General features: G+C 70.5%; 10 protein-coding genes and 2 pseudogenes. 6 read left to right on the top strand and 6 right to left on the bottom strand.

Features of this window, described 5'->3' with window-relative positions; all coding sequences use genetic code 11:
• Nucleotides 1-15: 15 nt before the first annotated feature.
• Nucleotides 16-684: pseudogene (locus O7599_RS08505) on the bottom strand (nucleotidyl transferase AbiEii/AbiGii toxin family protein).
• A 5-nt stretch (nt 685-689) separates the two neighbouring features.
• A complete protein-coding gene (locus O7599_RS08500) occupies nt 690-1,082 on the bottom strand; it encodes a hypothetical protein (RefSeq protein ID WP_281621514.1) in 393 nt (130 codons plus the stop codon).
• Nucleotides 1,083-1,407: 325 nt separating this feature from the next.
• On the opposite strand from O7599_RS08500, the gene O7599_RS08495 reads away from it, so the two are divergent.
• The 5 genes and pseudogenes from O7599_RS08495 (at nt 1,408) to O7599_RS08475 (ending at nt 5,340) form a co-directional block, all read left to right on the top strand.
• Entirely contained in the window at nt 1,408-1,770 is a 363-nt protein-coding gene (locus O7599_RS08495; RefSeq protein WP_281621513.1) for a nuclear transport factor 2 family protein, read from the top strand.
• A gap of 356 nt (nt 1,771-2,126) precedes the next feature.
• Nucleotides 2,127-2,266, top strand: a pseudogene (locus O7599_RS08490) (transposase); the annotation flags it as partial.
• A 136-nt stretch (nt 2,267-2,402) separates the two neighbouring features.
• On the top strand, nt 2,403-2,675 hold the full coding sequence (locus O7599_RS08485; RefSeq protein ID WP_281621512.1) for a hypothetical protein: 273 nt from the start codon (nt 2,403-2,405) through the stop codon (nt 2,673-2,675).
• The gene (locus O7599_RS08480) at nt 2,668-3,555 is read left to right on the top strand and encodes an MIP/aquaporin family protein (protein WP_281621511.1); all 888 of its coding nucleotides are present in this window, start codon (nt 2,668-2,670) and stop codon (nt 3,553-3,555) included. The genes O7599_RS08485 and O7599_RS08480 overlap by 8 nt, the downstream gene beginning before the upstream one ends.
• A gap of 777 nt (nt 3,556-4,332) precedes the next feature.
• Nucleotides 4,333-5,340 carry an ADP-ribosylglycohydrolase family protein gene (locus O7599_RS08475; protein ID WP_281621510.1) on the top strand — a complete coding sequence of 336 codons (1,008 nt, stop codon included), beginning with the start codon at nt 4,333-4,335 and terminating at the stop codon, nt 5,338-5,340.
• 260 nt (nt 5,341-5,600) lie between these two features.
• Here the strand turns inward: O7599_RS08475 and O7599_RS08470 are convergent, their stop codons facing one another.
• The 4 genes from O7599_RS08470 to O7599_RS08455 form a co-directional block, all read right to left on the bottom strand.
• Nucleotides 5,601-6,074: a carbonic anhydrase family protein gene (locus tag O7599_RS08470; protein ID WP_281623314.1), complete on the bottom strand. Its 474-nt coding sequence runs from the start codon at nt 6,072-6,074 to the stop codon at nt 5,601-5,603.
• Between the two features lie 456 nt (nt 6,075-6,530).
• Nucleotides 6,531-7,931, bottom strand: coding sequence for a sulfatase (locus tag O7599_RS08465; RefSeq protein ID WP_281621509.1), 1,401 nt, complete (start codon nt 7,929-7,931; stop codon nt 6,531-6,533).
• Between the two features lie 289 nt (nt 7,932-8,220).
• Nucleotides 8,221-8,394: a hypothetical protein gene (locus tag O7599_RS08460; protein ID WP_281621508.1), complete on the bottom strand. Its 174-nt coding sequence runs from the start codon at nt 8,392-8,394 to the stop codon at nt 8,221-8,223.
• Nucleotides 8,395-8,664: 270 nt separating this feature from the next.
• The gene (locus O7599_RS08455; RefSeq protein ID WP_281621507.1) at nt 8,665-10,671 is read right to left on the bottom strand and encodes a glycoside hydrolase family 9 protein; all 2,007 of its coding nucleotides are present in this window, start codon (nt 10,669-10,671) and stop codon (nt 8,665-8,667) included.
• Between the two features lie 193 nt (nt 10,672-10,864).
• Between O7599_RS08455 and O7599_RS08450 the strand changes: the two genes are divergently transcribed.
• Nucleotides 10,865-11,302, top strand: coding sequence for a glutaredoxin domain-containing protein (locus O7599_RS08450; protein ID WP_281621506.1), 438 nt, complete (start codon nt 10,865-10,867; stop codon nt 11,300-11,302).
• Nucleotides 11,303-11,418 lie beyond the last annotated feature (116 nt).

The raw sequence follows: 11,418 nt of genomic DNA, 5'->3' as shown, positions 1-11,418 counted from the left end.
AGTCCGGCGAGATGCTCAGCCGAGGTCCGGATCGGCGGCCTCTTCGAGGAGGCGAGCCGCGAGGCCGTCGGCCCACTCCACCGCCCAGGAACGGAGGGCGGTGATGGTGGTGTCGTCGATCCCGTAGGCGGCGAAGGCTTCATCGTCGGTCCACTCGGCGCCCGTGAGGTTCGCTTGCAGGTCCTCGCGCTCGAAGCGGCCGCGGGCATGGCGGCGACCGAACTCCTCCAGCTCGGCATTGCTCCAACGGTGGGAGGCGGCGAACACGTCGATCAGGTCGCGCGGTGCTCCGCGGTCGGCGAGGGCGCGGACTTTGGTCCCGATCACGTCCTCCTCGGCGAGGACGGGCCCGTACGGGCTCTTGGCGACGGGACGCCAGAAGATCTCCTTGAGGATGTCGACTTCGCAGTCCTGGCCGGTGATGGGGTCGGTCACCGTGAAGCGGGCGGACAGCGGGGCGGTTTCCAGGGCCTGTACATGCCAGCCCCGGGCTTGCAGGCCGTTGCGGAGCGTGGCCGCGATATCGGCCATGGGGGCGGGGTTCTCGGTGGCGACGTCGAGGTCCTGGCTCGGCCGGTTCACCAGGCAGTGGGCCCGCAGCGCCTACCCGCCGGTGAGCACAAGGGGGTACGGGGAGCCGAGTGCGATCACGTCCGCCAGGAGCCGCGTGTGCAGCTCCGGCATGTCCGTCACGCGGCGGCCCGGGCACGGGATGCGAGCTGGGGAAAAGCGTCCTCCCACACGGTGCGTACCGTGCGGCCGACGAGCGTGCGCAGTACCGGCCACAGCCGGAGGAGCAGATCCTGGTTGAGGTAGCGCGGCAGGTCCTCGCGCAGGCCCTCGTGCAGGACGGTGCGGTACAGACCCATGCGCTGGCGAGGGTTGCTCAGGTCGTACGAGGTCATCCCGGACCAAGCCATGTGCAGTGGCAGCTCGACGACGCCTTGAATCGGGCCGTGCAGGTCGTCCAGAGACCCGGGCAGACGCTGCCGGAACTTCTCCCGGTACAGCGCGAGGTCCTCGGCGACCGGGCCCGAGGGGGCGCTGGTCTCGGGTGTGGCGTGCTGCGGGCTGGAGGACATGCCTCCATTATGGCGGCCGGGGAAGCGGTGAGGGGGACGATGGGCGAGCCTGCGTGCGGAGGGAGCGGGGCGGTGGGTCCAGGTGAGCCGGTCGGTCTGAAGGCGAGGTTCGGGCTGCTGATCGTGACGCTCGTTTGACGCTCTGAGCGCCCGTGCGATGGGCAGGTGAGTCGGATGGTGGCCCTGACCTGGGACTTTCCGGGGTTCTCCCAGGCCGACACCTTTCCGATGACCCACCACATGGAGTGCGTCGCGGTACTCGTAAGGTCCGAAAAGGCCACCTGACCTGCGGTTTTCATGATGCGCACGATGTGCGTTGTGTGCGGTGGACGCATTCGGCAAGGCGTGGACGGAGGGTGGCTGGGACGACTACTTTGCCCTCTATGCGGACGAGTTCGTGTTCGAGTTCCCCTCGCCTCCCCTGACCGGCCGCTGGTCCGGCGCGGAGGCCGTCGAGCACCGCGACCGCTGGCGCGCGATGTTCGAAGCGAGTCGCCTGACTACAACAGGTGAGGATCTGCGGCTTTACGATGGTTTCTGGGTCGTGGCGTGCAACCATGCCGAGGGGGTCGTGCGCGGCAAACCGTACAAGGGGCTGCTCACTACGGTCCTGCACCGCATCGACCAGGACGGCCGGATCGTGGAGTATCGCGAGTTCCTCGGCGGTCTCACCAAACCGGTGTCCTGAGTGCTGGCTCATGAGGCTCGGCGATGCGCGATGCTCGTCGAAGCATTCGCTTAACGGATGTCCTGCATCGATATCGGGTTGTGGCCCGTGGTTGGTAGTGCCTGGTGACGCAACGGTGGACGGTGCGACGGCGAGTTCCTCGTCGCGCGCAGCGATAGGGGTGAGTCCTGGGCTGCGCGGGCCGGGGTCTGCTGCTCGCCGTCGAGGAGTCCATGGCAGGGCGGATCACCGTTCACCGGGTTGAACCCGCGCTGTTTCGGCAAGGACGCCGTGCTCATCCGTGACTGGAACATCGCCGAGAAGCCGAAGAACTACCGCTGCTCCACCGCCCAACAGTCGTCGACCAGGTCCACGATCGGGGCATCGTGCCGGCCATCGCCCCTGCGGCACTCGGCACGGCACAGGACGGGGCACCTACCGGTGGGTGATCGAGCGGACCTTCGCCTGGCTACACGGTTTCCGACGCCTGCGCATCCGGTGGGAACGCAGGGCCGACGCCTGCTGCCTCATCACCCGCCGACAACCGTTCCGATGTTCCGACCGCCGCCCGTTGCATCGGATACGAACTCGGTCTCGATCGGCCAGCGGCGGATGCCGCGTTCCCTGATCACGGATTGTCACCAGTGGGTTGAATGCGCGAGCCCACCAGTATCAGCATCGTGCTGGCCGCACACGCCAGGGCCCGCAAGATCGCCCTCTGCAGCGGCGCACCCGAGCAGCACGGGCTGGTGGCCGTCCGCCTGTCTGGCGAGATCGTGCGCGACCGCCAGGGAATAGCGGGCGGATTGCTCCGCACAGGTGAAATATGCGGATTCACCGGCGCGTCCTCACCGAATTACTCTGCATTTCGGGTGAGGAATAGAAGGTTCCGCTGCTTTCTGACCGAGGAGGGTGTCCATGGCTGAACGCACCGTTCGTCGACGCGGGTATCGAGAAGGGCTCGGCGGTGAGCTGGCTGCCGAGTTCCTAGGCACGTTCGTCCTGATTCTGCTGGGTGTCGGGTCGGTGGCTGTCGCAGTCGCCGGTCTGCCGGGATCAGGTCGGCAAACCGGGGACTTCGGGCCCGCCAACTGGCTCATCATCTCGTGGGGATGGGGCCTCGCCGTAGTATTCGGCGTGTATGTGGCAGGAGGTATCAGTGGAGCCCACATCAACCCCGCAGTGACCCTCGGCTTCGCCGCCCGACGGGATTTCCCCTGGAGGAAGGTCCTGCCCTACTGGCTGGCGCAGGTCGTGGGCGCCTTCGTCGCCGCCGCGCTCATCTACGCGACCTACAGGTGGGCCATCGACGCGGCCATCAAAAAGGAGGGTGTCCCGCGAGATGAATCGCTGCCCACATTCTCGATCTTCGCCACGTACCCCGCCGAATACTTTGGAGACTCCTGGTGGGGTCCCTTGCTCGACCAGATCGTGGGGACCGGCATCCTGCTTCTGCTGATCTGCGCACTCATCGACAAGCGCAATACTGCTCCGATGTCCAATCTCCATCCGTTCCTCATCGGTTTGGTGGTCGTCGCGATCGGTTTGTCTTTCGGCACAAACGCAGGGTACGCAATCAATCCCGCACGCGACCTCGGCCCACGATTGTTGACGTATTTCGAAGGCTGGGGTTCTATTGCTCTCCCCGGTACGTTCGAGTGGTTCAACGGCTACTGGTGGATCCCCATTGTCGGCCCGCTCATCGGCGGACTCGCCGGTGTCGCGGTGTACGACCTGCTCATCTCTCCGCTGATCAGGGCCAGGGGTGTAGAGCGCGAAGAAGGTCCCGCCACCGAGGAGCCGTAGAACTGGAGCAGGCTCCGTCCGGCTAGTGGCGGCACCGCTGGCGGCGGCTTCGGTGGTAGCGGCAAAGTGGGCGGCGGTGAGCGTGCCCAGTGAGGCGATGACGAAGCCGCGTCGGTCCCGCGGGTCTCCTGCTGCGTCCTCCAGGGCTTTCGCGGTATTCGCCAGTGTCCCGGACAGACGGAGTCCCGGTGCTGCACACGCGGTGAGGACACGCCGTGATCTCGCGGAGCGGCTCGGCGCGGGCCGGGCGTTCTACGGTGGCAAGTGCCCCCTTCCTGGGTGGTGGCCGGCAGGGCTCCCGAGCGTTCCCATGGTCCGTGGGAGTGTCCGGGCTACGGCCGGCCCTGTAGGTGCTCAGCACTCCCGCGGGGCCGCGGGAGTGTCTGAGCAGGGCATAGCCTGGCTGGCGGGCTCGGCGGGCCGTTCGTTGACGGGTCAGGCGCGCGGCCCTGGACCGCGTGAGGCGCTGGTCGGGGCGTCGGCGCCGGGGGCCGCATGGCCCTCGTGGCTGCGCGCACCTTTCTCGAAAGCGACGCGCTGTCCCTACGACACCCGACGCCGGCGCACATCGGATGGACCCTGTTCCGGCCCCGGCGGGCCGCCGGCACCGACCCGCGCCCGCGGCGCACTTCGAGGGCCGCGGCCTCAGCGAGCTCGACCTCAACGCTGTCCCTCAGAGTGAAAGAAGCCGGCCAGGCTGACGTCGCTGGCGTCGCCACCGCTCGGCCCGGGCGGCCTAGGATCGGTGGACCGGAACAGCGATGGGGTGGGGACGGGATGAAGCGTGCGACGGGGGCACTTCTGGGGCTGGCCGTCGGGGATGCCATGGGTTTCCCCACCGAGTTCAGCACCCTCGCCCAGATCGAGGCGAAGTTCGGGCCGTGGCGTTCGCTTCCGCTGCCGGTCTCCTCGGGTACGGCCTACGTCACCGACGACACGCAGATGACCCTCGCCCTCGGCGAGGCGCTCCACACGGTACTCGCCGGCGGCCCGCTTACCGCCGAGCGCATGGAACCGCCGGTCCGGGCGCACTTCCTGAGCTGGTACCACTCGCCGGAGAACAACCGGGCCCCCGGGGGCACCTGCCTGCGCGCGTGCGAGGCGCTGGAGCGGGGCGGGGCCTGGCAGCGGGCCAGCGTGGTGGGGTCCAAGGGCTGCGGGGCGAACATGCGGGTCGCACCGCTCGGCCTGATCCCGGGGCTGAGTGCCCAACAGCGCTCTGGCGCGGCCCAGTTGCAGTCCGGCCTCACCCACGGGCACCCCACCGCACTGGCAGCCAGCGACCTGACCGCGCACACCGTCCACCTGCTGGCCCAGGGCACGGCCCCGCAGGAGCTGCTGCCGCTGCTGCGCGCCTACGGGGAGGCGAACCGGGCGGTGTACCGGGCCGACTGGCTGGGCGATCTGGCCGAGCACACCCGGGATTCGGACCGGATCTCCTTCATCTCCCGTGGCTGGGAGGAGTGCCTGGCCGTCCTGGACCGGGTCGAGGCCACGCTGCCGGACGCCGATCCGGACGCCGACCCCTGCCTGGCCACCGGTGAGGGCTGGATCGCCGAGGAGGCGTTCGCCACCGCTCTGTTCTGCTTCCTCCAGCACCCCGACGACCCGCCGGCCGCCGTGCGCCGCGGCGCCTACTCCTGCGGCGACTCCGACTCGATCGCCGCCCTGGCCGGGGCGTTCGCCGGCGCGTACCACGGGGTGGCGGCCTGGCCGTCGGAGTGGGTCGAGGTCATCGAGTACCGCGAGCGCCTGCTGGCGCTCGGTGCAGCCTGGGATCAGTAGCTCCCCGTCGCGGTGGTAGCGGATCAGTCGCGCTGTTGCTTTTGCTTCTGTGTCTTCGAGTAGCCACGGGCCGTCAGGAGAACGAGCACGATCCACACGGCGAGAATGGACAGGACGACGATCGCCGTCGTGCAGATGACCTCTCAGTAGGATCTGGTGGTTCCGGTGCACTCGGTAGGACGGCCGCTCCATCGGCATGACCTCGGCCGGTCCCCACCACCGGTGGTCGGCCTCGCCGTCTCCGACCTGGGCGGGGCCGGTCACCACCAGCGGTGGCGGTCGCCGCGGATGCGGCGCCGGCCGAGGCGCTGGACCGGGCGGGCGTTGCCGTCGGGGAGGACGGTTCGGTAGTGGTCGAGGGCGGCCCGGGTTGCCTGCACGGGGTGGGTGAGCAGGTGCCAGCGGACACCGGGCAGGTACGGGCAGGTGGTGGTGGAGCCGGTGTAGCGGTACGACTCGGTGCAGGTCGGAAGCAGCGCGTCGAACTCCACGCCGGGCACCGGGCGGGGGCGGGTGTCCCTGGAGGCGGCGTGCAGTAGCCGGTCCAGCGCCGGGTTGGGATCCCCGGGGTGGAGGAAGACGGCGACGACCGCGTAGTGGCCGGGCGCCCGCGGTGTGGCGTCCGGCTCCGTCTGCGGCGGGGCCGGGTCACGGTGTCCACCCGTTCGTACTTCATGTGCTGTTCGAGGGGGAAGGCCACACCGCCCACGGTGTGTTCGGACGGTGTGTGCCAGTGGACGTCGGCCAGCCGGAAGGTGTCGGGCCCGACGGTCAGCAGGAAGGCCGGCGTGGACGGCGGTTCGGCCCGCACGGTGCCCTCCTCGGTCACCGGCCGCGTGCAGCCCGGCTCGTGCCGGTCGGGCTCGCTGTAGCGCACGGACATGTCGGTGCGGGCCGGGTGCTGGAAACGCAGCGCGGGCAGCAGCTCGTGGTCGACGGCCTGCGGACGGACGTCGACGGGACTCTGGCAGGAGGGGGAGGGGTCGTCGGTGGACGGCTGGGGGACGGCGGTCATGGCGGCGCCTTCGACGTGCGGACGGTGGACCGGGTGTCGGCGTCGGTCGCCGCGTACGGCGTTCGTCGCGTACAGCCCGGTCCTTACCGTTCCCCGGCCGTCCGAGTGCGTCCTCAGGAGTGCACCGGTGCGCCGCCGGTTGACTCCTTCCCGCCCCGGCTGCGCGCGGAGGGTGTTACCCGAAGTATTCGACCTTGTCCCAGAAGTCGGTCCGTGGGTCGGTGGCACGCGGGTCGCCGGTGCGCAGCATCCAGTTCCGCAACTGCTCCCGGAGCCGGGCCTTCACCCCGGCACGTTCGGGATCGTCTGCGAGGTTCTTCAGGCTGTGCGGGTCGGACGCGAGGTCGTAGAGCTCCTCCTTCGGCCGCTTGCCGGTGGCCAACCGGAATGCCCCGGCGAATCCCGGCTCGTGCCGGTTCTCGAGAAGCTGCGTCTTGGTGGGGCCCGCGTCGATATCGCCGAAGACCCCCTGGTTGGGCGAGGCGAAGTCCGGGTCGCCGGCGGGCCAGCGCTCCGGGAAGAAGTTGCGGACGTACAGCCACCTGTCCGTCCGCAGCGCGCGGACGGGGTACGAGAGGTTCCCCTCCCGGGCGTGGGTGTGCCGTTCGCGCTCGAGGACGACGAACTTCCGCGGGGCGGCCGTGTCCGAGAGGGCCGGCAGCAGCGACTGCCCGGTCATCGCCGTGGGTATGGGCAGCCCGGCGGCGTGGAGGAAGGTGGGAGCGAGATCGCTCAGCACGGTCAGGCGGTCGATGACCGTGCCGGGGGTGGCCCGGCCCGGCCAGCGGATCGCGAGCGGCACGTGGGTGCCGGCGTCGTAGAGGTTGGTCTTGGCCCGTGGCCAGGGCCAGCCGTGGTCGCTGGTCATCACCACGATCGTGTCCTCGGCGAGCCCTCGCTCGTCCAGGAGCCGCAGGGCATCGCCGACCTCGCGGTCGAAGCGCTGCACTTCGGCGAGGTAGTTGACGGCGTCGGCCCGGACCTCCGGCGTGTCCGGGAGATACGGCGGGACGTCCACGGCGGCCGGGTCGATGCCGGACTGCTCGCCGAGCTCGGGGTCGTACGGGCGGTGCGGATCGGAGGAGCCGAGCCAGAAGCAGAACGGCATCCGCTCCGGCTGCCCTTGGAGGAACTCGGCGAACGACGGAAAGCCCGGGCCCGCCGGGTCGTGCGGCCACTGCGGAAACACGCCGGGGCCGTAGCCCTTGCGCATCCGGCCGATGCGGTATCCCGCCTCTTCGAGGAGCTCCGGGTAGACCTCGAACGTGGCCGGGAGCTCGGACCACAGATTCGCTCCCGCCCCGAGGCGGTGCGGCGCCTGGCCGGTGAGGATCGCGTTCCGTGACGGAGTGCACGAGGGGGCCGCGCAGAAGGCGCGCGTGAACAGCGCGCCTTCGTGGGCGAGCCGGTCGAACGTCGGCGTCCTCGCGGCCGGGGAGCCGTACGCGCCGGCGTCCGGGTAGCCCCAGTCGTCCGCGATGGCGAACAGGATGTTGACCGGTCGGTCCGGTTCGGTCCTCGCCGCCCGGGCGGGCGTGCCCAGCGCCAGCGCGCCGGTGATCCCTGTGATCAGCATCGTGCGCCTGCGCACGTCATGGCCGACAGGGTGCCGGCCGCTCAACGCGGGCCTCCGCTCAGGTCGTCATGCGTCACCGACCGCGGCGAACTCGTACCGTCACCTCGCACGAACGCTCCTCATCCGTCGCCGGCACGGCTCCCCACCGCACGTCACCGCGGGAGCCGCGAGCCGCACCTCACCTCTATTGCGTGAACATGACCAGTCCCAGCGTGCCCTCAACCGGTCTGAGGAAACATGATGCCGACCAGTGGCCTGGGTGAGGCCGGCCGGCGCCTCTCGTCCAGCTTCATGCAGGGGGTGAGCCCAGGCAGAAGGTTAGGTCGTGAACGGCTTCGGGTGTGGCGTCGAAGTCGGGCACCGCGCCGTAGTAGAGCGCCGTCGCGTTCGGGTCGCCGGGCCGCGTGAACCGGTCGCAGGCGGTGTGGTCGGCACCGTTGATGATCTGTTCCAGCCGCAGCACGGCTTCCGGGTCCGCGCACTCGGCGCGGGGACTCCACCGGCTCCGGTTTCGCTCCCGCAGGCGGTCAGCAGGATGGCCGCAAGGAGGCCGCCGGCGAGCAGCGGGGCGTGCTTGCGCATGAGGACTCCTCGGACATCGGGACCGACCGCCGGTGGCCGCCTGAGTCAGGTGTCTATCGCACGTTGCCCGGGACCCCTCCCTGTCCGGGGCGTGCCCACGGCCCTCCCTCGGCCCTCCGGCGAGACCTTTGTCGACGCCGGCACGAACGCTCTAACCTCCGGGCGCCGGACTCGGCTCCTCGCCCCAGACCAGCTCTCCCGAGTCGTGGAGCGAGATGTTCTCGACGAGGGTCGGCTGGTTGGTCAGGCCCTGGTACGACCAGTCGTCGGTGGGGTCCCAGCCGGCGCCCCCGGTGATGCGGAACTGCACCTCGGCGCGGTGCTGGGACTGGCCGCCGGGGAAGATCGCCTTCCCGGTGCAGTCCAACTCCACGTAGTACAGGTCGCCCTCCGCCTGGAAGGGCCCGCGCAGTGGCGAGGGGCACTCGCTGTAGCCGGAGAACAGGGTGAGGTCCGCCGGGTCCACGCCCTCGTCGAGGGTGAACCAGTAGCGGAAGGCGCCTTGGTCCAGCGTCCGTGCGGGGAAGCCGCTGCGGTTGCGGACGGTGGCCTTGACCTCGGTGAATCCCGCGCCGGCGGCGTTCAGGGACGCCTCGACGTACATTTCCGGGCCGTCGGGCTCCTCGGACTGCGGGAAGTCGGGCAGCGGGGTGCCGCCGTGCCGTTCGACGAGGGCGGCGAGCGCGCCGGACAGGCCGGCGTTGTAGTCGGTGGCGACCTCGTTGGCGACGTAGTCCTGGCGGTCGTCGGTGTACTCGTCGTCGGGGCCGGAGGGGCCGCCGACCAGGGCGCCGTAGAGCACGTGGCGATTGGTCTCGGGTGCGGTGAGCTGGTCGGTCCAGGAGCCGTGGGCGGTGCGGTGGTGCGGGTTGCGCGGCGGGTTGGCGCCGAAGCCGACGACGTAGCTGGAGTCGCGCGGGTTGTCGCCGAGCATGTAGTCGATCTGGCGCTCGCCGAACGTGCGGTAGCGCGTCGCCCGGTCCGGGTCGGTGGCGGCGAGCCAGTCGGAGTAGACCAGGGCGACGAAGGCCGTGTTGGCGGCGTAGCGCAGCGAGCCCCAGGTGTCGAGGACGGCCTGGCCTCCGGGCGAGTACGGCACGCGCTGGCCGCCCACGCCGGTGGTCCAGTAGTCGAGCCAGCGGTTGGCGTCCTGGACGTACCGGTCGTCGCCGGTCTCCATGGCCAGCAGTGCGTAGGCGCCGTACGCCTTGTTGTCCCACGCCATGGTCCAGCGGTAGCTGCGGGTGTCGGTCTGCGGCTCGGTGCCGAGGCGGTCGTACTCGGTCTCGGCCTTGGCGAGGTAGGAGGCGTCGCCGGTCGCCTTGTAGAGCCAGTACGCGCCCCAGACGAGCTCGTCCTGGTAGCCGGACCAGGAGCGGTAGAAGTTGCCGGCGGGCACGCAGTCCGAGTAGACGCCCCGGTGGGTGTCGGCGAAGTCGTACAGTTCCTCGGCGTGCCGGACGAGGGTCGCGGCGTACGACGGGTCGTCGTCGGCGAAGAGCAGCGAGGACGACGCCATGGCGGCGGCGGTCTCGCCGGCGACGTCCGATCCCGGGCAGCCGGGGTGCACCCGGTAGGACGGCCGCTCCATCGGCATGACCTCGGCCGGTCCCCACCACCGGTGGTCGGCCTCGCCGTCGCCGACCTGGGCGTAGAGGACGTCGGGCTCGGGGTGCGCGCGGATGAAGTAGTCGTTGACCCAGCGCAGGTTGTCCTTGAGGTACGCGAGCTGGCCCGACTGCCGGTAGCCGTCCTCCGCGGCCAGCCCGCCCCAGGCCAGCAGTGTGGTCGTGAACGCCATCGGGAAGCCGAACTTCACGTGGTCGCCGGCGTCGTACCAGCCGCCGGTGAGGTCGATGCCGGCGTCGGAGCCGTCGTCGAGCGCGGAGTCGCCGCGCCAGCCGACCCGGTTGCCGGCCGGGAGGTCGCCGGAGCGCTGCGCCTCGTAGAAGAACATCGACTTCTGCAGTGCCTCGGCGTAGTTGAACCCCGCCTCCGGCGACTCGCCGGCGTCCGCCGCGGGCGGGGCGAGCAGTCCGCCGCCGAACACCACGCCGGCGATCAGCCCGGCGACGATCCCGGGCCGGCCGCGACTCCATCGGCGGAGGCTCCCGCGGCCGGCGCCGCGGGCGGGACGGGCGGATGCGGAAGTCGGCATGCGGCGGCCCTTCTGGTTCCGTGCGCGGCGGGATCCCAGCATGTGTGGGAGCGCTCCCATGTGACTCCCATGCTCCTCCTGTGCCGTGCCCACGTCAATGATGTGAGCCGCGGATGAGATGTCCGGCGCCGAGGGCGACCCGCAGGCGGCTCCGGCGTGTGGCCCGTTTCCACTTCCCGTTAGCCTTTGCCCCATGGTGCCCGCGTGGATCCCGCCGATGCTGTACGCGCTCGGCGGCGCAGCCGCGGCGACCGGGCTCGCCCTGACCGGGAGCCCCGGCTCGGCCGCGGCACTCCTCGGGGTCTTCGCGCTGCTCGCGGTCGTGAACTCGCCTCTGCTCTTCCCGCGGTCGACCGACGCGGGCGAGGCCGTGCGCCGCGCCGCGGCCGACGGCCGGCCGGTCGTCTTCTGGCGGCCGGGGTGCGTGTACTGTCTGCGGCTGCGCATCCGGTTGGGCCGTCGCGCCCGGCGGGCGTACTGGGTCGACATCCGGCGCGACCCCTCTGGCGCGGCGACCGTCAGGGCGGCCAACGACGGCGACGAGACGGTGCCGACCGTCGTCGTCGACGGCCGCCCGCACACCAACCCCGACCCCGCCTGGGTCCGCGAACGGCTCGCCCCTTCCGCCTGATCGGGTGCCGGCAGCCTCACCCGACCTCACGGAAGATGTCTCGAACGCGCCGACCGGTGTCCTCACTTGGGTGATCCGGCGGACGAGCGGGCGCACATGCTGCACCATGCACCTGA

The organism is Streptomyces sp. WMMC500 (genome assembly GCF_027497195.1).
Lineage (GTDB): Bacteria > Actinomycetota > Actinomycetes > Streptomycetales > Streptomycetaceae > Streptomyces.
This window is presented reverse-complemented; position numbering and strand designations above follow the sequence as displayed.

What these genes read in the sequence shown, in the direction of transcription:
- O7599_RS08455 (WP_281621507.1), bottom strand. Translation starts at nt 10,671, where the DNA reads ATGCCGACTTCCGCATCCGCCCGTCCCGCCCGCGGCGCCGGCCGCGGG.
- O7599_RS08465 (WP_281621509.1), bottom strand. Translation starts at nt 7,931, where the DNA reads ATGCTGATCACAGGGATCACCGGCGCGCTGGCGCTGGGCACGCCCGCC.
- O7599_RS08475 (WP_281621510.1), top strand. Translation starts at nt 4,333, where the DNA reads ATGAAGCGTGCGACGGGGGCACTTCTGGGGCTGGCCGTCGGGGATGCC.
- O7599_RS08485 (WP_281621512.1), top strand. Translation starts at nt 2,403, where the DNA reads ATGCGCGAGCCCACCAGTATCAGCATCGTGCTGGCCGCACACGCCAGG.
- O7599_RS08480 (WP_281621511.1), top strand. Translation starts at nt 2,668, where the DNA reads ATGGCTGAACGCACCGTTCGTCGACGCGGGTATCGAGAAGGGCTCGGC.
- O7599_RS08500 (WP_281621514.1), bottom strand. Translation starts at nt 1,082, where the DNA reads ATGTCCTCCAGCCCGCAGCACGCCACACCCGAGACCAGCGCCCCCTCG.
- O7599_RS08450 (WP_281621506.1), top strand. Translation starts at nt 10,865, where the DNA reads ATGGTGCCCGCGTGGATCCCGCCGATGCTGTACGCGCTCGGCGGCGCA.